25 protein-coding genes and 1 pseudogene are annotated in these 19,310 nt (G+C 71.6%); 13 read left to right on the top strand and 13 right to left on the bottom strand.

The window, feature by feature from the left end:
- The 3 genes from GA0070612_RS06525 to GA0070612_RS06515 form a co-directional block, all read right to left on the bottom strand.
- On the bottom strand, positions 1 to 723 hold the full coding sequence (locus tag GA0070612_RS06525) for an AIM24 family protein (protein ID WP_088987105.1): 723 nt from the start codon (positions 721 to 723) through the stop codon (positions 1 to 3).
- A 97-nt stretch (positions 724 to 820) separates the two neighbouring features.
- A complete protein-coding gene (locus GA0070612_RS06520; protein ID WP_197699411.1) occupies positions 821 to 1,168 on the bottom strand; it encodes a metallopeptidase family protein in 348 nt (115 codons plus the stop codon).
- A gap of 145 nt (positions 1,169 to 1,313) precedes the next feature.
- A complete protein-coding gene (locus GA0070612_RS06515; RefSeq protein ID WP_088987104.1) occupies positions 1,314 to 1,745 on the bottom strand; it encodes an OsmC family protein in 432 nt (143 codons plus the stop codon).
- A gap of 131 nt (positions 1,746 to 1,876) precedes the next feature.
- Between GA0070612_RS06515 and GA0070612_RS06510 the strand changes: the two genes are divergently transcribed.
- From GA0070612_RS06510 to GA0070612_RS06500, 3 genes are all read left to right on the top strand, one after another.
- A complete protein-coding gene (locus GA0070612_RS06510; protein WP_088987103.1) occupies positions 1,877 to 2,605 on the top strand; it encodes a hypothetical protein in 729 nt (242 codons plus the stop codon).
- A gap of 225 nt (positions 2,606 to 2,830) precedes the next feature.
- Positions 2,831 to 3,652, top strand: a complete 822-nt coding sequence (locus GA0070612_RS06505; protein WP_088987102.1) for an HAD family hydrolase — start codon at positions 2,831 to 2,833, stop codon at positions 3,650 to 3,652.
- A complete protein-coding gene (locus tag GA0070612_RS06500) occupies positions 3,652 to 4,464 on the top strand; it encodes an HAD family hydrolase (protein WP_088987101.1) in 813 nt (270 codons plus the stop codon). The genes GA0070612_RS06505 and GA0070612_RS06500 overlap by 1 nt, the downstream gene beginning before the upstream one ends.
- Before the next feature lie 5 nt (positions 4,465 to 4,469).
- On the opposite strand, the gene GA0070612_RS06495 is transcribed toward GA0070612_RS06500, so the two are convergent.
- Entirely contained in the window at positions 4,470 to 5,075 is a 606-nt protein-coding gene (locus tag GA0070612_RS06495; RefSeq protein WP_088987100.1) for a bacterial proteasome activator family protein, read from the bottom strand.
- An 84-nt stretch (positions 5,076 to 5,159) separates the two neighbouring features.
- On the opposite strand from GA0070612_RS06495, the gene GA0070612_RS06490 reads away from it, so the two are divergent.
- Positions 5,160 to 5,957: an alpha/beta hydrolase family protein gene (locus GA0070612_RS06490; protein ID WP_088987099.1), complete on the top strand. Its 798-nt coding sequence runs from the start codon at positions 5,160 to 5,162 to the stop codon at positions 5,955 to 5,957.
- An 80-nt stretch (positions 5,958 to 6,037) separates the two neighbouring features.
- Positions 6,038 to 7,225, top strand: a complete 1,188-nt coding sequence (locus tag GA0070612_RS06485; RefSeq protein WP_088987098.1) for an ABC transporter substrate-binding protein — start codon at positions 6,038 to 6,040, stop codon at positions 7,223 to 7,225.
- A gap of 105 nt (positions 7,226 to 7,330) precedes the next feature.
- Here the strand turns inward: GA0070612_RS06485 and ddaH are convergent, their stop codons facing one another.
- Positions 7,331 to 8,116, bottom strand: coding sequence for a dimethylargininase (gene ddaH, locus GA0070612_RS06480; RefSeq protein ID WP_088987097.1), 786 nt, complete (start codon positions 8,114 to 8,116; stop codon positions 7,331 to 7,333).
- Positions 8,117 to 8,223: 107 nt separating this feature from the next.
- On the opposite strand from ddaH, the gene GA0070612_RS06475 reads away from it, so the two are divergent.
- Positions 8,224 to 8,685 carry an Lrp/AsnC family transcriptional regulator gene (locus GA0070612_RS06475; RefSeq protein WP_088987096.1) on the top strand — a complete coding sequence of 154 codons (462 nt, stop codon included), beginning with the start codon at positions 8,224 to 8,226 and terminating at the stop codon, positions 8,683 to 8,685.
- A gap of 91 nt (positions 8,686 to 8,776) precedes the next feature.
- On the opposite strand, the gene GA0070612_RS06470 is transcribed toward GA0070612_RS06475, so the two are convergent.
- From GA0070612_RS06470 to mobA, 3 genes are all read right to left on the bottom strand, one after another.
- Positions 8,777 to 9,874 (bottom strand): T3SS (YopN, CesT) and YbjN peptide-binding chaperone 1, encoded by a 1,098-nt coding sequence (locus tag GA0070612_RS06470; RefSeq protein WP_088987095.1) that lies wholly within the window; start codon positions 9,872 to 9,874, stop codon positions 8,777 to 8,779.
- 81 nt (positions 9,875 to 9,955) lie between these two features.
- Positions 9,956 to 10,222: a DUF6457 domain-containing protein gene (locus GA0070612_RS06465; RefSeq protein WP_088991306.1), complete on the bottom strand. Its 267-nt coding sequence runs from the start codon at positions 10,220 to 10,222 to the stop codon at positions 9,956 to 9,958.
- Positions 10,219 to 10,824, bottom strand: a complete 606-nt coding sequence (mobA, locus tag GA0070612_RS06460) for a molybdenum cofactor guanylyltransferase (protein WP_088987094.1) — start codon at positions 10,822 to 10,824, stop codon at positions 10,219 to 10,221. The genes GA0070612_RS06465 and mobA overlap by 4 nt, the downstream gene beginning before the upstream one ends.
- A 73-nt stretch (positions 10,825 to 10,897) precedes the next feature.
- Here mobA and fdhD point away from each other — a divergent pair, with 73 nt between their 5' ends.
- Entirely contained in the window at positions 10,898 to 11,764 is an 867-nt protein-coding gene (fdhD, locus tag GA0070612_RS06455) for a formate dehydrogenase accessory sulfurtransferase FdhD (protein WP_088987093.1), read from the top strand.
- A gap of 3 nt (positions 11,765 to 11,767) precedes the next feature.
- Here fdhD and GA0070612_RS06450 read toward each other — a convergent pair whose 3' ends face one another.
- Both GA0070612_RS06450 and GA0070612_RS06445 read right to left on the bottom strand, forming a co-directional pair.
- Positions 11,768 to 12,475 (bottom strand): GAP family protein, encoded by a 708-nt coding sequence (locus GA0070612_RS06450; RefSeq protein WP_088987092.1) that lies wholly within the window; start codon positions 12,473 to 12,475, stop codon positions 11,768 to 11,770.
- A 153-nt stretch (positions 12,476 to 12,628) separates the two neighbouring features.
- The gene (locus GA0070612_RS06445) at positions 12,629 to 12,874 is read right to left on the bottom strand and encodes a flavin reductase (RefSeq protein WP_088987091.1); all 246 of its coding nucleotides are present in this window, start codon (positions 12,872 to 12,874) and stop codon (positions 12,629 to 12,631) included.
- A gap of 11 nt (positions 12,875 to 12,885) precedes the next feature.
- Between GA0070612_RS06445 and GA0070612_RS06440 the strand changes: the two are divergent.
- A pseudogene (locus GA0070612_RS06440) lies at positions 12,886 to 13,542 on the top strand (DUF5753 domain-containing protein); the annotation flags it as partial.
- Complete coding sequence (locus GA0070612_RS06435) at positions 13,530 to 13,733, top strand: DUF397 domain-containing protein (protein ID WP_088987090.1); 204 nt, start codon at positions 13,530 to 13,532, stop codon at positions 13,731 to 13,733. The pseudogene GA0070612_RS06440 and the gene GA0070612_RS06435, both read left to right, overlap by 13 nt.
- Positions 13,734 to 13,898: 165 nt before the next feature.
- Here GA0070612_RS06435 and GA0070612_RS06430 read toward each other — a convergent pair whose 3' ends face one another.
- The 3 genes from GA0070612_RS06430 to GA0070612_RS06420 are packed head-to-tail and all read right to left on the bottom strand — an operon-like array spanning position 13,899 to position 15,641.
- On the bottom strand, positions 13,899 to 14,297 hold the full coding sequence (locus GA0070612_RS06430) for a hypothetical protein (protein ID WP_088987089.1): 399 nt from the start codon (positions 14,295 to 14,297) through the stop codon (positions 13,899 to 13,901).
- On the bottom strand, positions 14,294 to 14,545 hold the full coding sequence (locus GA0070612_RS06425; RefSeq protein WP_088987088.1) for a hypothetical protein: 252 nt from the start codon (positions 14,543 to 14,545) through the stop codon (positions 14,294 to 14,296). The genes GA0070612_RS06430 and GA0070612_RS06425 overlap by 4 nt, the downstream gene beginning before the upstream one ends.
- A gap of 49 nt (positions 14,546 to 14,594) precedes the next feature.
- Positions 14,595 to 15,641, bottom strand: a complete 1,047-nt coding sequence (locus GA0070612_RS06420; RefSeq protein WP_088987087.1) for a DUF4192 domain-containing protein — start codon at positions 15,639 to 15,641, stop codon at positions 14,595 to 14,597.
- A 174-nt stretch (positions 15,642 to 15,815) separates the two neighbouring features.
- Here GA0070612_RS06420 and GA0070612_RS06415 point away from each other — a divergent pair, with 174 nt between their 5' ends.
- Genes GA0070612_RS06415 through GA0070612_RS06400 form a run of 4 tightly spaced genes read left to right on the top strand, consistent with a single transcriptional unit; the run spans position 15,816 to position 19,259 of the window.
- The gene (locus GA0070612_RS06415; RefSeq protein WP_088991305.1) at positions 15,816 to 16,730 is read left to right on the top strand and encodes a fructosamine kinase family protein; all 915 of its coding nucleotides are present in this window, start codon (positions 15,816 to 15,818) and stop codon (positions 16,728 to 16,730) included.
- The gene (gene moaA / locus GA0070612_RS06410) at positions 16,727 to 17,740 is read left to right on the top strand and encodes a GTP 3',8-cyclase MoaA (protein WP_088987086.1); all 1,014 of its coding nucleotides are present in this window, start codon (positions 16,727 to 16,729) and stop codon (positions 17,738 to 17,740) included. Before GA0070612_RS06415 ends, moaA begins: the two co-directional genes overlap by 4 nt.
- Before the next feature lie 3 nt (positions 17,741 to 17,743).
- Positions 17,744 to 17,998, top strand: coding sequence for a MoaD/ThiS family protein (locus tag GA0070612_RS06405; protein ID WP_088987085.1), 255 nt, complete (start codon positions 17,744 to 17,746; stop codon positions 17,996 to 17,998).
- Between the two features lie 13 nt (positions 17,999 to 18,011).
- The gene (locus GA0070612_RS06400) at positions 18,012 to 19,259 is read left to right on the top strand and encodes a metallophosphoesterase (RefSeq protein WP_088987084.1); all 1,248 of its coding nucleotides are present in this window, start codon (positions 18,012 to 18,014) and stop codon (positions 19,257 to 19,259) included.
- The last annotated feature ends 51 nt before the right edge of the window (positions 19,260 to 19,310 follow it).

The following is a 19,310-nucleotide window of genomic DNA, read 5'->3' as shown; positions in this document are numbered from 1 at the left end:
TCAGCTCAGCAGCCCGCCGAGCAGACCGCCCTCCTGCTGCTGTTGGCCGCTGCCCATGACCGGCGGCTCCTCGGACGGCTGCACCACCACGAAGCCCTGGCCGGCGAAGCTCATCGTGAACGACTCACCGGTGCGTCGACCCAGCAGCGTGCCGAGGCCCAGTTGCTCGGCCCGGTGGTAGCCGGTCTGGAGGTTGGCCGACCAGCACACCGCGGCCTGCGGGTCCACGTACGTCGGAGCGTCCACGTTGAGCACCACCGGAGTGCCCTTGGTGGTGATGGCGATCCGTCCGTGGCCGCTGAACACGCAGTTGAACAGGCCCGACGAGGAGGCCATCCCGGCGCCGCCGACCATCCTGATGTCGTACTGGAGGGTCGAGTCGAAGGCGAGCACGCTGGAGCCGTTGATGGAGAGGGCGTCACCCGGCTCCAGGTCGATGACGTGCACGTCCTTGGCCAACTCGGCGAGGAAGACGTCCCCCTGGCCGGAGACCTTCATCAGCGGGACACCCTCGCCGGTGAGCTTCTGCTTGAGGAACTTGCCGAGCCCGCCCGAGCCCAGCGCCTGGAACTGCACGTTCCCCTGGTAGGCGACCATCGAGCCGACCCGGGCCATCGCCTCGCCGTTGAGCTCGATCTTCAACATCTTGGAGTTCTGCAGCCGCATGCCGGGCTGCGCGGACTCCTTCTCCAGGTTCTCCGAGGAGAACAGCTCGCTGCGCATGAAAGGTGCCTCCTGACAGGGTTCGCGGTCGCTGCACCGACGGTAGGTGAAGGGGGCAACCACGGCAGGGATGACGCGGCGACCGCCGACCCGGAACTCAGCCCCAGCCGAGTGCGTGCAGCCGTTCGTCGTCGATGCCGAAGTGGTGGGCGATCTCGTGGACCACCGTCACCGCCACCTCGTCGACGACATCGTCGTCGTTGTCGCAGATCCGCAGGATCGGATGTCGGTAGATGAAGATCCGGTCCGGCAGCACGCCGGAGTAGTCCCAGCCACGGCTGGTGAGGGCATGGCCCTCGTAGAGGCCGAGCAGGTCGTGCTCGCCCGGCGGCGGGTCGTCCTCGACGAGGATCACCACGTTGTTCATCAGGCCGAGCAGCTCTTCGGGCACCTCGTCGAGGGCCTCGCCGACCAACTCCTCGAAGCGCTCGCGGGTCATCTCCACCGGCACCCCACCCATTGTGCCCGATGTGGGGCCCGGCCCGCCGGGTCAGCGGTGCCGCCGACCGGCACCGCAGGTCACGGAGAGAGTGACCGCCCGAGGTGGGCGGAGACTCTCTCCGTGGCCGAGCGGTTGTGGGTCGACCGGCTCAGGAGGCCAGGCGCGCGTCGAGGGTGATCTCGGCACCGGGCGAGAGCAGGCGGGAGATCGGGCAGTTGGCCTTGGCGGCCTCGGCGAGCTTCTGGAACTCCGCGTCGTCGATGCCCGGGACCTGGCCGACGGTCTCCAGGTCGATGCGGGTCACGGTCATCCCGGCGTCGGTCTTGTCCAGGTGGACCTTGGCGGTGGTCTCGACCGAGGTGGGCGTCGAGCCGGCGTCGGCGAGGGCCTTCGAGAACGCCATCGAGAAGCAGCCCGCGTGCGCGGCGGCGATCAGCTCCTCCGGGTTGGTGCCCTCACCCTCCTCGAAGCGCGACTTGAAGGAGTAGTTGCCCGACAGGCCACCCTTACCGGTGCGGACCGTGCCGGCACCCTCGGTGAGATTGCCCTGCCATTGTGCTGAAGCGGTACGGATAGGCATGGGAAGAACGCTAGCGGAAAGGTGACCGCCGGGCGACCGAGCGGCACGGACGCGCGCCGTGCGATCCCGGTCACGCACCGCTGGCTGTGCCATGATTCGACCCACATCCGTGACCGGCGGAAGGATGGCCGATGGCCGAGGAGCTACCGATCCCACGACAGGGCGACCGGTCCGACGGTCCGGCTGTCATCGAATGGGGTGCCGAGGACGACCCGCCTCCGCGCCGCCGGTTCGGGTGGTCGCCGGCCGGGTTCGTGCAGGATCCTCGGCTACCCCTGCTGCTGGCCGGTCTGGGCGCGGTGGCCGGGGTCGCCTCGATGGTCGGCGAGTGGTTGGTGCTGAGCCTTCCGAACCGTGGGCCGGACGGAAACGCCACGATGAGGGTGCCCGCCGGGGTGTCCGAGGTCGGCGGGTTCGGTGTGGCCTACCTGCTCGGGCTCCTCGTCCTGGTCTGCACTGTGGCGCTCGCGCTGCGCGGCACGCCAGCCGTGCGGTCGAACGCCCGGCTGGCCGGTCTTACCCTGGCCGGCGCCCTGCTGGCGTTGCTGGTCGCCGCGGCGGCCGCTCTCGACGACTCCGGTCAGCGGCTCTTCTTCTACTCGGAGCAGGACGGCTTCCGGACCGAATACGGTCGTGGCCTGGTGATGGCGTTCGCCACCTGTGTGCTGCTCGGCGCGGCGCTGCGGCTGGCGTCGAACACCACGCCCGCACCGTCGACCGACGACCGGGCAGGGGACGGCTCGGCGGCACGGGGGTGGCGCCGCCGGCACCACGACCCGGTCGACGAGGGCCTCCCCGCCCCGGCCGACCTGACCGTCACTCCCGCCACTCCTTTCGCCCGCCCCGACAACCCGGCCTGACCCCCACCTGTGCCGCTGACCCGGCTGCGGATCATCGATCCACGGGTAGGACCACCGCACCCCTGCGCCGGATGGCCGGACGTCTGCCGGTGTTGACGTCCGATTCGCCTGGAAGCCATGGATGCGACCTGTTCCGCGAGGTACGGTTGCTGCCCGCCGTCACGCCGGGCCTCGGCTCTCCCGACCGCACGGCAGGCTGCGACGGCGGCGGGCGAAGGAGGAACGATGACCCGCCCGGGACTGCCCAAGCTGATCGCGACCGACCTCGACGGGACGCTGGTCCGCAGCGACGACACCGTCTCCGCGTACACCCATGGGGTGCTCGACCGGGTGCGGGCCGCCGGGATTCCGGTGGTTGGCGCGACCGGTCGCGGCCCTCGGCTGACCGAGCTGACCCGCAACGACATCCGCGCCGCCGACTTCCTGGTGATGGCCGGCGGCGGCCGGGTGGTCGACCAGAGCGACCCGTCGGGCCCGCTGGTGCTGCGCGACGAGCGGCTGCCCGCCGAGGTGCTGGCCCGGCTGCTCGCCGACCTGGAGGCCGCTGTCGGCCCGCTGACGGTCATGGTCGAGGCATCCGACGAGCACGACGCGCCCCTCTGGGGTGACTACCACGAGAGCTGGCCCTACCAGGACCGGTTCGAGGCGCGCAGCCGCGCGGAGTGCCTCTCCTGCGACGTGATCAAGGCGTTCGCCCGGACCGCCGACCACCACGTGGACGAGCTGCTGGCGGTGGCCCGCCGGATCGTCCCACCCCAGGTCGCCACGCTCACCCAGGCCGGGCTGGGCTTCATCGAGATCTGCCCGCCCGGGGTGGACAAGGCGAGCGGGCTGACGGTGGTGGCGCAGACCCTCGGTGTCGACCCGGCCGACGTGCTGGTCTTCGGTGACATGCCCAACGACCTGCCGATGTTCGAGTGGGCCGGCTGGGCGCGGGTGGCGGTGGCGAACGCGCACCCGGACGTCCGCGCCGCCGCCGACGAGGTGACCTTGCGCAACGACGACGACGGGGTGGCGGTATATCTCGACCGGCTACTGTCCCGGTGATGGGAGAGACACCCCGCCTGATCGCCACCGACATCGACGGCACGCTGATCCGCGACGACCACACCGTCAGCCCGCGCACCGCCGACGTGCTCGCGCGCATCTCCGCGCGCGGCACGCCGGTCGTCCTGGTCACCGGCCGTCCGGTCCGCTGGCTGAAGATGGTGTACGACCAACTGGCCGAGCCGCTACCGGCGGTCTGCGCCAACGGTGCCGTGGTCTACGACCCGTTCGACGACGAGGTGTTGCGGGCCGACCCGCTCGCGCCGCAGCACCTCGCCGAGGTGGCTCGACGGCTACGCGCCGAGGTGCCCGGCATCAGCTTCGCCGTGGAGATCCTGGACAGCCGCCAGATGCGGCACGAGGCGCACTATCCGCTGCGCTGGGATGTGGACCCGGACGGCATCCGGGCGATCGAGACGCCGGAGGAACTGCTCTCCGTGCCGGCGGTGAAGCTCCTCGCCCGGGCCGGTGAACAGGACCCGGACGCCTTCGCCGAGTTGATCGCCACCGCGGTCGCGGGCCTGGCCGAGGCCACGCACTCGTCGTCGTCCGGCCTGGTGGAGATCTCCGCGGCCGGGGTGACCAAGGCGGCCGGCCTGGCCTGGTACTGCGAACAGATCGGGGTGAGCGCGGCCGACGTGGTGGCCTTCGGCGACATGCCCAACGACGTGCCGATGCTCACCTGGGCCGGGCGTGGCGTGGCGGTCGCCAACGCGCACCGCGCCGTCCTGGCGGTCGCCGACGAGGTGACGTCGACGAACTCCGAGGACGGCGTGGCGGCGTACCTGGAAAAGGTCTTCGGGGTGGGCTGAGCCGGTCAGAGGTACTGACCGGTGCTGTGGCCCTCGCCGCCGCCCGGCTGGCCGATGCCGGGCGGCATCCCGGGGACCATTCCGCCGGGGCCGCTGGGCAGGGCCTGACGGCCGCCGCGCATCTGCTCCAGCTGCACCCGGGCGGCCATCTGCTGGGCCACCAGGGCCGCCTGGATGCCGTGGAACAGGCCCTCCAGCCAACCGACGAGCTGGGCGTGCGCGATCCGCAGCTCACCCTCGCTGGGGGCCTTGTCCTCGGTGAAGGGCAGCGAGATGCGCTCCAGCTCGTCGCGGAGCTCCGGGGCGAGGCCATCCTTCAGCTCGACGATCGACCGCTCGTGGATCTCCCGCATCCGGTTGCGGCTGGCGTCGTCGAGAGGAGCGGCCTTCACCTCCTCCAGCAACTGCTTGATCATGCTGCCGATCCGCATCACCTTGGCCGGCTGCTCGACCAGGCGGGCCGGGTCCTCGCCCTGCCCCTCGTCGGTCTGCATCGTGCCGATCGGCCGGCCGTCCGGGCCGACCACCACAACGGTGCCGGAGTGGCCGGAGTCGTCGGGGCCGAGCTCGTCGTCTTGTCCAGCGGAGCGCGCGTCGGTCATGGGGTCCATCTTTACCCAGCGGTTGCGAACCATGCCGCCCGGGACCTACTCCCGGGGCCGAACCACCCGGCCGGGGCGCGATACCGTCGCGCCATGCCTGCCGACCCGCGTGCCGTGTTGACCCGGCCCGCGCCGAAACCCGACCGGACCGTGGCGTACGGCGACCACCCGGATCAGGTGGCCGACCTCCGCCGCCCGGCAGGGGACGGCCCGGCGCGGCCGCTGGTCGTCGTGGTGCACGGCGGTTTCTGGCGGGCCGAGTACGACCGCCAGCACACCGGCCCGCTGGCCGCTGCCCTCGCCGCCGCCGGTTACCCGGTGGCGCAGGTCGAGTACCGGCGCACCGGGCAGCCGGGAGGCGGCTGGCCGGGCACGTTGACCGACGTGCTGACCGGAGTGGCAGAGCTGCCCGCGCTGGCGGCCGAGGCGCTTCCCGGCCGGGTGAGCCGGGCCGCACCGGTGCTGCTCGGGCACTCCGCCGGCGGCCACCTGGCGATGTACGTGGCGGCCACCGCCCCGGCGACGGTGGCCGGGGTGCTCGCCCTGGCCCCGGTGGCCGACCTGGGCGAGGCGTACCGGCGGGACCTGGACGGGGGCGCGGTGGCCGCGTTGCTCGGCGGCGGCCCGACGGAGGTCCCGGACCGCTACGCGGCAGCCGATCCACGAGGATTGGTACCCATCCAGACACGCACAGTAGTGATGCACGGCTCCGAGGATCAACAGGTTCCCGCGGAGATGAGCCGCGACTTCGTCACAGCAGCGCGTGCCGCAGGATCCGATATCTCCCTTGTTGAACTGCCCGGATGCGAGCATTTCGGGCTGATCGATCCCGAGTCGCCAGCGTGGCCTCAGGTTCTCGTTATGTTGCGGTCCCTGCACGATGATCACTAGCCATTGACGCAGCGTCGCGGAGCAGGTAGAACGCCGGAGGGGCGGTGTTCGGCCCTGCAATGCTTCCTGGAAGGAACTCGGTGTCCCAGATGAATCGCAGGCGGGCGCTCCAACTGTTGGCCGCGCTCGGTACCACCGGGTTCGTCGCCGGATGTGGCTCGGACACCGAGGCCCAGCCGACCGCCGACCGGGGCCCGGTCAAGATCGGGCTGATCACGCCCCAGGGCGGCGGCTTCAAGAGCATCGGCGAGGACATCACCAACGGCTTCCAGATCTTCCTGGACCTGCACGACCAGAAGTTGGGTGGCCACCCGGTCGAGTTGCTGACCGCCGACGAGGGCGACACCGCGAAGACCGGCAAGGCCGCCGTCGAGGGCCTGCTCAAGCAGGGCGTGCTGGCGCTCACCGGCGTGGTCAACTCGGCGGTGATGGTCGGCATCCGGGACACCGTCGAGGAGGCGCGCGTCCCGCTGATCGGCTCGAACGCCTCACCGAGCAGCCTGCAGAGCGTCTTCTACATCTGGCGGACGTCGTACGTGCTGGACGAGGCCGGTCGCGCGCTGGGTCGCTACCTGCGCGACCAGTTGCCGGCGAACGGCCGGGTCGCGATCATCATGCCGGAGAACGTCGGCAGCCCGGACGTGGTGCGCGGCTTCAAGCAGGAGTTCGGCGCTACCGACCCGCGGATCAGCGACCCGGTGACCTACACGAGCGCCACCGCCAACCCGGGGAAGACCACGTACGCGTCGGACATCAGCAAGGCGCTGGCCAAGAAGCCCACCGCCGTCTTCTGCTTCTTCGCCGGGGCGGCCGCCGTGGAGTTCATCAAGCAGCTTCGGGAGAAGTACTCCGGGCCCATCTACGCGCCCGGCTTCCTCACCGAGGGCACCGTGCTGGAGAACCTGAAGGAAAACGCGCTGGGCATCCAGACCGCGCTCAACTACTCGGCCGACCTGAACAACACGTCCAACCGGGTCTTCGCCTCCGCCTACCGCAAGAAGCACCAGGTCACGCCCACCACCTACGCGATGGCGTCGTACGACGCGGCGCAGGTGCTCGACCAGGCCATCCAGCTGACCGGCGGCAAGCCCACGCCGAAGGACGTCAACCTGGCCCTGGGCAAGATCGGCCAGATCGACAGCCCGCGCGGCATCTGGCAGTTCAACCAGCCGCGTACCCCGCAGCAGAAGTGGTACCTGCGAGAGGTGCAGCGCGACGGTCAGGTCATGTCGAACGTGCTGATCAACGAGCTGGCCACGCTGGGCTGAGCACCCACCACGACGAGGTCAGGGGCCGGTCTCCCGTTCGGGAGGCCGGCCCCTGACGTGCGGGCCCTGGCGTACCGGCCCTGACGTGCGGGCCTGGCGTGCGGGTCAGTGCCGCAGTTCGGCGATGCAGCACTTCACGCTGCCGCCGCCCTTCTTCAACTCGGCCAGCTCGACCGGAACCGGGGTGTAGCCGGCGGCCTTCAGCTTGCCGGCGAGGCGGGTCGCCTCGCTGTTGAGCACCACGTTGGCGCCGTCGCTGACCAGGTTGAGCCCGAAGGCCATCGCGTCCTCGTCGTCGGCGATCACCGCGTCCGGGAAGAGTTGGGTGAGCACCCGCTGGCTGGCCGCGGAGAACGCGCCCGGGAAGTAGACGACGTTCGAGTCGTCGATGGCCGCGAGCGCCACGTCGAGGTGGTAGAAGCGCGGGTCGATCAGGCGCAGCGACACCACCGGCCGACCCAACGCCTCCTGCGCCTCGGCGTGCGCCGGGATCTCGGTCCGGAAGCCGTGCCCGGCCAGGATGAGCCCGCCGTGTGCCTCCGGCACGTACGCGAAGTCGCCCTCGCCCTCGTTGGTCTCGCTCGGCGCGACGAACCGCCAGCCCTGCGACTCGTAGAAGGCGTGGTGGGCGGCGGCCTCGGCGGCCCGCTGCTCGTGCTTGAACCGTGCGCCGTACACGCTGCCGTCGACAGTGAAGGCGCCGTTGGCGGCGTAGACCATGTCGGGCAGGCCGTACTCGGGCGTGAGCAGGTGCACCTCGTGGCCGAGGCCGACCAGCGTCTCGCGCAGCCGGTCCCACTGTTTGACGGCCAGGTCCCGATCGATCGGGGTGGTCACGTCCATCCACGGGTTGATCGCGTACTCGACCGTGAAATGCTCCGGCGAGCACATGAGATATGTCCGCTTTCGCGGGAATCGCTGCTGGTTCACGGTCACCAAGAGTAGGTACCGTAGAACTTTGGTAACAGCCACAACCGTTGCTTCCCAGAGGCGGAACGTTGCAGATAGACGCGGTCGACCAGCGGATCATTGCGTTACTCGTCGCCGACGCCCGTGCGTCGTACGCCGACATCGGCACCCGGGTCTCACTCTCCGCCCCGGCCGTCAAGCGTCGCGTCGACCGACTACGGGCCACCGGCGTGATCAGGGGATTCACGGCGGTGGTCGATCCGGCCGCCGTCGGGTGGACCACGGAGGCCTTCGTCGAGCTGTTCTGCGCCGGTCGGACCACCCCCGCACAGATCGGCGTGGCCACCCGCCGGCACCCCGAGGTGGTCGGCGCCTACACGGTCTCCGGCGAGGCGGACGCGCTCGTCCACCTGCGCGCCGCCGACATCGCCCACCTGGAGGCGGCACTGGAACGGCTGCGGGCCGAGTCCTTCGTGACATCTACCCGCAGCACCATCGTGCTCTCCCGGCTGGTCGAGTCACCGGGTGTGGGCCCCTCCACCGGAGCGTGACCTCACGTCGGGTGGCGAGTGGTCCCCGGTGTCGGCGGAGGCCGCCACGGCGCACGCGGGACGGGGTCGGCAAGACCCTGCTGGACAGGCTTTAGAGATACATCCCGGTGCGGTGCTCCGAGTCGTCGCGCCGAACCGGCTTGTCGCCCTCGCCGAAGAACCGCTTGCCGCCGAACTCGCCGTGCAGACGATCGTCCAACTCGTCGGCGAGACCGGTCATCACCTGCACCGCGAGCATCAGATGGGTGGCCTGGAAATTGCGGCCGAAGACCGGGATGGACGCCCAGACCGTGTCGTCGGCGCAGTAGAGCCGGCCGATCGGCATCCGATTGGTCAACTCGGAGAGCTTCACGTAGAGCCGCTCGGTCGGCTCGACCTCGGTGAGGATCGGGGAGAAGACGTCCACCAGGGGTGGGTTGTCCCGTACCCGCACGAAGACCATCGCCGAACCGGCCCGGATGTTGATGTCGCCGTCCGAGTCGACCTGCAACCGGTCGGTGTCCGACTTCAACATCGTGGAAACCACGGTACGGACCCGGTCCGCCAGGTCGAGCACGTCGTCCCGCTCGGCCTGCGCGGCTGCGGCCTCGGCCAGCGCCTCCTCCAGGTCGGCCTCGACATCGGCGTCCGGACCGAACTCGCTGCGCGCCGTGCCCAGCGCGTCCACCGCCAACGGCTCGCCGTCGGCGTCGTGCACCAGGTAGACGAGGAAGGCCGGGTGCGGGGCGCCGTAGACGTCCCGCAGCGTGCGGGAGAGCAGCGCGGCGACCCGGGTCGACTCGGCCGTCGTGGCGTCCAGCCCGAAGGACCCGCCGGAGCCGGCGACCACCCCGGGCGGCGACCAGCCGAGCGCGATCATGTCCGCAACCGCGCCCCGGTCCAGCCGGTAGCCCGCCGGCAGCGTGGCGTTGCCGACCGCGCGGGCGGACAGCGCGCCGTCGCCGCCCACGTCGACGCTGATCGAGTAGACGGCGTCTCCGGTGCCGGAGGCGGTGGGATCCAGCGTCACGTCGAGGTGCGCGCCCACCGGAAGGTCCCGCAGTCGTACGGCGAGCGCGCGGGCGAACTCCCGCCACGCCTCGGTCACCTTCGCCCGCAGGTCGGTGGTGCTGGGCTCGTCGAGCAGGATCGACTCCGCCGCGCTACCGGGCAGCTCACCGTCCGAGGCCGAGGGGTGGTCAGCCGTCATGATCGCCTCCGTCCGTCACGATCACCCTACCCACGCCACCCGTGCGTCGAATCAGCCCGGACCGGGATCGGACAACGGCGGTCAGGGGGCCGTCGGGTCCGCCGGTTCGGCGCCCATCTCGACCGGCCAGGTGCCGGCCAGCGCGCTGAGCCGGGCCGCGGCGTCCGCCGGGTCCGCGCCCCGTCCGACGGCCACACCGAGCAGGTACGCGGTGACCGGCGCTCCCGGCCGCAGCACCTGGTGGGCGACGTCGCGGGCCAGATCCAGCACCGCCGGCACGGGCACCCCGGAAGGGTCCAGCTCCAACTCGGCGCACGCCGCCGTGACCCAGTCGTCCATCACCGTCATCGCGCCCACTCCTCCGCCCGGCGTACGTCCTCGTCAGTGTCGCAGTCGAACCACGGCGGCGGGCCGTCGCCGGACCAGGGCACCTCCCGTGTCACAAGCCCGGCCAGCAACGCCCGGACCGGGGCGCCGGACAGGCTGCCACCCCGCTCGGCCGCCAACCGGTCCAGCCCGGCCCGCAACGCGGGGACCCGCCACACGCCGCAGAGGGACTGCCGCCGCCCGTCGCCGTCGACGAAGCAGGCCCCGTCGGGCTGCGGATCGACCCGGCCGAGCTGGTCCAGCAACTCGCCGATCGCGGAACGCGTCAGCAGCGGCAGGTCCGCGGCGAGCAACGCGACCAGCGTCGTATCCGGGTCGAGCACCGCCAACCCGGCCGCCGCCGCGGCGACCGGGCCGCCTCCGGGCGGGTCCTCCCGAACGACCCACACCCCGTTCGGCACGGCATCGACCGGACCGACCAGCACCCGTGGGGTGGCGTCGGCAACGGCAGCCAGCACCCGGTCACGCATCGGTCGGCCCCCGACCGGGACCGCGGGCTTGTCCACGCCGCCCATCCGGCGGGCCGCCCCACCCGCGAGCACCACAGCGGCGTACGTCCCCATCCGGCCACGGTAACCCGGTGTCCGATGCACGGTGGCCGTGCGCGCGTCCCGGCCCGAGGGGGAGGATGGCGGGATGGGACGGGCAACTGATCGGCGGGGCGTACTCCGAATCGACCTGGAAGCGGTGACCGCCGGACGTGGATCCGTCCGTCGTCCGGACACGCTCGCCGTCGAGGAGCCGCTGGAGATCCGCGTGGGCGCGGCCGGTCCCGGTCGCCGACGGCCGCTCGCCGTCACCATGCGCACCCCCGGTGACGACCTCGACCTGGCCATCGGGTTCCTGCTGACGGAAGGGCTGATCCGGTCGACGGACGACGTGTCGACCGCCCAGCTCTGCGCGGGCGCGGAGACGCCGAACACGTACAACGTGGTGGATGTGGTGCTCGCGCCCGGCGTGCCGGCACCGACCACCGACCCGTCCCGGAACTTCTACACGACGAGTTCCTGCGGGGTCTGCGGCAAGGCGAGCATCGACGCGGTACGCACCCGGTCCCTGTTTCCGGTCGCGGCGGATCCACTCAGTGTCTCGGCGACGCTCCTCACCGAACTGCCCGACCGGCTCCGCGCCGCCCAGCGCGGCTTCGACCGGACCGGTGGACTCCACGCGGCGGGGCTGTTCACCCACGACGGTGAGCTGGTGGTGCTCCGGGAGGACGTGGGCCGGCACAACGCCGTGGACAAGGTGATCGGCTGGGCGGTCCGGGAACGACGCCTCCCACTGGCCGGGCACCTGCTGCTGGTCTCCGGGCGGGCCAGCTTCGAGCTGACCCAGAAGGCGTGGATGGCGGGGCTGCCGCTGCTGGCCGCGGTGTCCGCCCCGAGCACCCTCGCCGTCGAACTGGCCGACGAGGCGGGGATGACACTGGTCGGTTTCCTGCGCGGCCGGACGATGAACGTCTACGCCGGGCCACACCGGATCACGGTGGAGCAGCCGGCCTGACGCTCAGCGATCGAGCAGGTCGAACAGGCCGAGTCGGAAGGCGGCGTCGCGGGCGATCAGGAAGCCGGCGATGCCGAGGATCCAGCCCAACGCGCTGCCCGCCTTGTTCACGATCCAGTTGTTGAGCCGGGCGAGCACCGGCTCCACCATCGCCGGGCGGGCCACCCTGGCACCCAGCAGGAGCACCGCCGGCAGCACCATGACCAGGCAGTATCCGGCGAGCAACGCCACCACGGTCGCCGAACCGACTCCGGAGGTGGCCAGCAACCCCACCGCACCGAGGTACGGCAGCATGGTCGCCACCTCGGCGAGCGCGGCGAGCAGGGCGAGCCCGACCAGCCACCGGACCGAGGAGTCGCCGGCGGTGGCCCGGTCCCGCCACCGCAGCACACCACCGGTACGCGGACGCCGTTTGCCGTCGTAGCGGAAGCTGAGCGCCAGCATGCCGACGCCGAGGACGAGTTGCGCCCAGAACACCCCGCGGTTGTCCAGCGCACCGCCCAGCGCGTCCGCGAGCGTGCTGCCACCGAAGACCAGCAGCAGCCCCACCCCCAGGTAGAAACCCGCGACCGTGGCGAGATAGCCCAGGATCCGTCGGGCGTTGACCGGCCCGGGGGCGAGCAGCAACCAGACCGGGATGAACAGGGTGCCGATGCTGGTGCTGTCGATCAGCGCCAGCCCGACCAGCGACAGCAGCAATTCGGGGCTCACGAGATCATTCTCCGGGGGCGACGGCCCTGCCGCGTCGGCCGTGGACAGGAGCAACGCGTACATCCTTCGACGGATACCGCCGCTGGGCGGGCCCGCCCCGGGCGATCGACCTCGGGGGACGAGGGATCAGCGCCCGGGGCGGGAGTGGGTGGGTCATCGAGCCTTGACCCAGCCGATGAAGCGTTCGGTCAGGCCATTGGGGGTCTTGCCGCCATACAGCTTGGTCAGGTCTCCGGTCGCTTCGGTTTGCAGTGCTTTCAGGTGCTCGACCAGTTCGTCGGGTCGACCGCGGTACCGACCGAGCAGGCGACGTTTCGCGACCGAGCAGGGCCACGCGATTCCGCAAGTGCGGCAGCGCCACGCCGGCTTAAGCAGAGGGTGTTCCGCGTCGTCGTTCATCGGCGAGCCTGCGCTGGTTCCTGCCGCGTCGACTGGGCGATCTGGCCGGACGGCAACAGGTCGCCGAGGTCCTGGGCCGCGACGAGGAGGACCTCTGGCCCGACCTGTACAAGCGGCGCGAGCCGGCGTGGTTCCGGCCCTGGACGGACATCGAGCGCGAGGCCGTGGGGTTGCGGTGGTACGAATCCGCCGTGTTGCCCGGTCTCCTGCAGATCGAGGCGTACGCGCGGGCCGTGCTGAGCAGCGGGCTCTGGGCCGACGACGACCTTGAAGCGCACGTGGAGACCCGCCTGCGTCGGCAGGCCGCCGTGTTCGACCGACCTCGGCCGCCGTTGACCGTCTTCGTCATCGACGAGGCCGCGCTGCGCCGAGGGAGGCCCGACATCATGGCCGACCAGCTCGATCACCTGATGCTGCTCGCCGAACGGCCGGCTGTGATGATCCACGTCCTCCCCCTGACGGCTGGCTTCCATCCGGGCCAGGCCGGGCCGTTCGTCATTGCCAGCACACCGGATGGCGGCGACGTCGGATACCTCGACGATCAGGCGGCCGGACGGCTCAGTAATGACGTTGCTCCGCTGTGGGCGGTCTGGGATAGCGTGAGGTCGTTAGCGCTACCGCGAGACCTGACCATCGACCTGATGAGAGCGCGAGCATGGATGACCTGAGCGGCGCCCGTTGGCGCAAGAGCACCCGCAGCAGTTCGAACGGTGGCAACTGCGTGGAGGTGGCCGACAACCTGCCGGGCGTCGTGCTCGTCCGCGACACCAAGGACCGGGACGGCGGCACACTGACCTTCGGGCCGGAAGCCTGGGCGGGTTTCGTCCGGCTGGCCCGAGAGATCGGCCCGGTCGCCTAGGTCACGCCCTGCCACACGCTGCCTCTCGCAGCGCTGACCCTGGCACGAGGCAACCGTTGATCCACTCGGGTTCGTTGGTATCGGGGCATCCTGGAGACCGGGACACCCCGTTGTTCAGGAAACCGAGTCGATCAAGCCTGAACGCGCCACCAACACCCCCACACCTCAGGCCAGATCGAGAATGCTCCAGTTGGTGGGAAGCACCTTCGCCGCCGCCACCGGTTGCGCCGTCGCGTAGTGCGCCTCGTGTGTGAGTGCCGCACGGGCGGCATGGCCTAACGCGATGTCTCCGCTCACACTGCGGGCCAGCCGGCCAGTGTCCTGCACGTCCTCGGCATCGAGCGGCAACAGGCAGATCATCGGGGCGGTCATCATCAGGGCCAGCAGCGCGGCATCGATCTCGTCGCTGACGCTCGCGAAGGCGACCGACAGACAGGTCGCCGGGACAGCCACCTGCCGACCTTCATCGGCCACCTCCAGCATCAACTCCCCCACCGAGACGTTGCCCTCGAGGTAGGCCGTCAACGCCGACGCGTCGAAGACGGCCGCGATCCGACCGCTCATCCGGCGCGTCCCAACATCCGGCGGCCCTCGGCGAGCGCTTCCGCCGGGATGGGTGTGGACAGCCGCTCGCGCCACCGCGCCCTGCCCGCCTCGGTCGCCTCGATGCCGGCCTGCCGCAGCACCTCGTCGAGGTGTCCACGCGCCATCTGGACCCGGACCGCTGCGGTGATCGCGGCCGAGACGTTGGGCTGCTGGTCGAGCCACTGTGCGACGTCGTCGGGGAGGCTCACGGAGCGCTTCACGGTCATGTCCGGCAGCTTACCAATTCTGGTAGCACCGGTGGTATTACCAAGCCTGTCAGCGGCGACCACGTCGACTCCTCCGGCGTGGGCGGATCACCCCCGGCATGCCCACCGACGGCCAGCCGTCCAGCTCGGACGGGGGGACGCCGCGCCGGAGAAGGTCGTCCAACAACACGGCGAGTGAGTAGTCCGGGTGCAGGCTGAGCGTGCGTTCGAGCGCGACCGCCGCCAGCGCCCCCTGCCCCGCGCGCCAGGCCGCGAACGCCAGCAGCGCCCCCGGTGCGGCGATCAGCTCCGGCTCGGCCCGGCGCAGGACGTCGGTCCAGAGGGCGATGTCCCGGTCCCGACCGTCGGTGCGTTCCCAGGCGTGGTCGCGGACCGGAAGGTGGGTCATCAGCAGGCTCAACCAGGCCACCTCGTCGTCGTCGAGCCGCTCGTCGCGCCGCTGCCGACGCTGGGCCTCGCGAACCGCCGCCACCCCGGCCGAGCGCAGCGCCCGCCCGCCGAGCAGGTCGCTCTCGGGCGCCTGCTCGATCAGCTCGGCCATTCGCACCTCGGCGCGGGCGGTGGCCGCACGTGCCGCCTCCCGGGCCGACCCGTCGACCGGCGCCACCTGGGCCACGAGCGCGGCCCGATCAGGCAGGGCGACCTGGCCCGCGAAGACCGCCGAGGCGGTCACCGGGTTGGCGCTCGGGTCGTAGCGCCGCCCCTCGGGCGGGCAACAGTCGGGCTCGACGCAGAGGTAGGACCACCACCTGCCCTCGGTCACCCGCAACGCGTCGAGCACCTCCGTCCCACCTGCGGCCAGTGCGACACGCACCGCGTCCACCGCCGGGGTGACCCGATCCGGTGGCCCGTAACCGACCACCGTGGCGGACTCCGCACCCTGCCTGCGGATCACGCCGGCCAGATGCCGCGCCCGCTCGACCGGATCGGTCGACGGGTCGGGCAGGTCGGCGCGGGCGGCGAAGATGATCTGCCGGCCGAGCAACGCGACGGCGACCACGCTGTCGGTGGGATGGAACCCGAGCAGGTACGGCACCGCGGCGATCAGGTCGGCGGGGGAGCGGACGGTGAGCTGGGGGCGTTCGGTCGCTGTCATGTCGGTAGCGTGCGGCGCTCCGGTCCGGTGTCGCCGCCCCTGTGGACGACACGCGGCTTATCCACAGTTACTCAGCGTGTTTTCCCTGCTCGAACCACATCCACTGGTGCCGCAGGAGAGTCGAAGTGCCTCGGGCGGGGCGGCAGTGTCGTGGGGAGCGGTTACCGTGCGCTGATGGACCTCGCGTACCTACGCGCGCACCCGGCACACCTGCCGACCTTCCGGACCCACCAGCGCATCCGGGAGACGCCGGTCGCCGGTGGAAACATCTGTGCCGCCGCCCGGCTCACCCTGGACGACGGTCATTCCGTCTTCGCCAAGTCCTGGCCCGAGAACGCCGATCGGACGGCACCGGAGGGCTTCTTCGCCGCCGAGGCCGCCGGGTTGCGGTGGCTGCGGGAGGCCGGCGCTGTCGCCGTACCCGAGGTGATCGTGGCATTGCCGAGCCTGCTGGCGCTCGACTGGGTCGAGCCCGGCGAGCCGACGCCGGAGGCCGCCGAGCGCTTCGGCCGGGAGTTGGCCGACCTGCATCGGGCGGGGTCGGCCGGCTTCGGTGCGCCCTGGCCCGGTTTCATCGGCTCGCTCCCACAGGACAACACCCCCACCGACGGGCCCTGGTCGGCGTGGTTCGCCGAGCGACGGCTCCTCCCCTATCTACGACGCTCGGTCGACGTCGGCGCGCTGGCCAGCGCCGACGTCGCGTTGGTCGAGCAGGTCATCGATCAGGTCGGCGAGCTCGGCGGCGACGAGCCGCCCGCGCGCGTCCACGGCGACCTGTGGCCGGGCAACGTGCTGTGGGGGGCCGACGAGCGGGTCTGGTTGGTCGACCCGGCGGCGCACGGCGGGCACCGGGAGACGGATCTCGCCCAACTCGCGCTCTTCGGCGGCATCCCGCACCTGGACCGGGTGCTGGCCGCCTACCAGGAGGCCTGGCCGTTGCCGGACAACTGGCCGGCTCGGCTACCGGTGCACCAACTGCATCTGCTGCTCGTGCACACCGCGCTGTTCGGCGGCAGCTACCGAGATGCGGTGGTCCAGACCGCCCGTGCCGCCCTGGGCCGGGCCGAGCGCGCTACGGTCGACAGGTGAGCGTCGCCCCGGGGACCGACGGGGTCCTCGTCGACCGGTACGGCCGCGTCGCCCGGGACCTGCGCGTGTCCCTCACCGACAAGTGCAACCTGCGCTGCACCTACTGCATGCCGGCCGAGGGTCTGCCCTGGCTGGCCGGCCCCGAGTTGCTGACCGACGAGGAGATCGTCCGGCTGGTCCGGGTGGCCGTCGAGCGGCTCGGCGTGACCGAGGTGCGGTTCACCGGCGGTGAGCCGCTGATCCGACCGGGGCTGGTCGGCATCGTGACCGCGGTGGCCGCGTTGCAGCCCCGCCCCCGGGTGTCGCTGACCACCAACGGCATCGGTCTGGACCGGCTGGCCCCGGCGCTGCGGGCCGCCGGCCTCGACCGGGTGAACGTCTCACTGGACACCCTGGACCCGGGCCGGTTCGACCGGCTCACCCGCCGGCCCCGCCTCGACGCGGTGTTGGCCGGGCTCGCCGGGGCGAAGGCCGCTGGGCTCAGCCCCGTGAAAATCAACTCCGTGCTGATGCGTGGTGTCAACGAGGACGAGGCACCGGCACTGCTGCGCTTCGCTCTCGACCACGACTACCAACTGCGGATCATCGAGCAGATGCCGTTGGACGCCCAGCACGGCTGGGACCGCAGCACGATGGTGACGGCCGAGGAGATCCTGGCCTCCCTGCGTACCGCCTTCGATCTCAGCGCCGACCCGGCCGAGCGCGGCGCGGCACCGGCGGAGACCTGGTTGGTCGACGGCGGCCCCGCCCGGGTCGGTGTGATCGCCAGCGTCACCCGCCCGTTCTGTGGGGACTGCGACCGCACCCGGCTGACCGCGGACGGCCAGGTACGTGCGTGCCTCTTCGCGACCGAGGAGTCCGACCTGCGCGCCGCGCTGCGCGGTGGCGCGGACGACGAGGAGTTGGCCCGGCGCTGGCGAACCGCAATGTGGGGCAAACGTGCCGGGCACGGCATCGACGATCCCACCTTCCTCCAGCCGACCCGGCCGATGTCCGCGATCGGGGGCTGAGACGTGGACCCGACGCACCTGACCGTCCGCTACTTCGCGGGAGCCCGGGCTGCCGCAGGACGCACCGAGGAGGTCCTGCCCGCCGGTCGGTCGCTCGACGACCTCAGCGCCGAGTTGACCCAGCGTCACGGCGACCGGCTCGCCGCGGTGCTGCGGGTGGCGAGTTTTCTCGTGGACGGCGTGACCTGTCATGATCGTCGGGCACCCCTGCCGGCCGGGGCCACGATCGATGTTCTGCCCCCGTTCGCGGGCGGCTGAGGGAGGCGCACGCATGTTGGCGGTTCTGGGGTTCGTGGCCGTCCTGGCCATGGTCACCGGCCTCATCCACCTCTACCTGTGGAAGCGGCTGGTTCGCGACACCACCACCCCGGGCCGGTGGCGACGGATCGGCGGGATCACCGCCCTGGTGCTGGCGCTGCTCGTGCCGGTCACCCTCGCCGGGACGCAGGCCGGGCTCTACTGGCTCGCCTGGCCGGGCTACCTGTGGCTCGCGCTGATGTTCTACCTGCTCGTGGTGCTTGTCGTGCTCGAGGTGCCGATGCTGGTCACCCGGCTGGTGCTGCGCCGCCGGGTGATCGCCGCCGAGCCGACCGCCGCCGCGCCCGAGCCGGTGCTGGTCGGTGCCGCCGGGCCCACCGATCCGCCGGCCGCCGGTGCCGTCGCGGCACCGGACCACGACCCGGCGCGCCGGCTCCTGCTGGCCCGTAGCGCGGCCATCTTCGCCGGTCTCACCGCCACCGCCACCGTGGGGTACGGCGTCCGCACCGCCCTCGGCCCACCGCGCCTGGACCGGGTGCAGATCCCGCTCGCCAAACTCCCCCGCGGCATGGACGGCCTGCGGATCGCGACCGTGTCCGACATCCACCTCGGCCCCCTGCGCGGCCGGGCACACACCGAGCGGATCGTGGCCGCGATCAACCGGCTCGACGCGGACCTCGTCGCGGTCGTCGGCGACCTGGTCGACGGCTCGGTCGCCGAACTCGGCCCGGCCGCCGCGCCGCTGCGTGACCTGCGCTCCCGGTACGGCAACTTCTTCGTCACCGGCAACCACGAGTACTACTCCGGCGTCGAGGAGTGGGTCCAGGAGGTCGACCGGCTCGGCCTGCGGGTGTTGCAGAACCGCCGCCAGGAGATTCAGGCCCGGGGCGGCGTGCTCGACGTGGCCGGCGTGAACGACCTGGACGCGCCGGGAGGCAGCGGCCTCGCGGCCGGGCCGGACTTCGCCGCCGCCCTCGGTGACCGCGACCCGAGCCGGCCGGTGGTGCTGCTCGCCCACCAGCCGTTGGCTGCGGTGCAGGCGGCCCGGTACGGCGTCGACCTGCAACTGTCCGGGCACACCCACGGCGGCCAGATGGTGCCGTTCAACCTGGCCGTGCGGCTGGAACAGCCGGTGGTCAGCGGCCTCGGCGAGGTCGACGGCACCAAGGTGTACGTGACCAACGGCGCCGGCTTCTGGGGGCCGCCGGTCCGGGTCGGGGCCGAGCCGCAGATCAGTCTGGTCGAGCTGCGCTCGGCATAGCGGATGTCACGTCCGCGCGTGGCGGCAGGCGGCCCGCACGGCGGGCGTGAC

The organism is Micromonospora chokoriensis (assembly GCF_900091505.1).
In the GTDB taxonomy this organism is placed as follows: Bacteria; Actinomycetota; Actinomycetes; order Mycobacteriales; family Micromonosporaceae; genus Micromonospora; species Micromonospora chokoriensis.
Note: the sequence above shows the minus strand (reverse complement) of the source record. Positions and strands in the feature narration are given on the sequence as shown.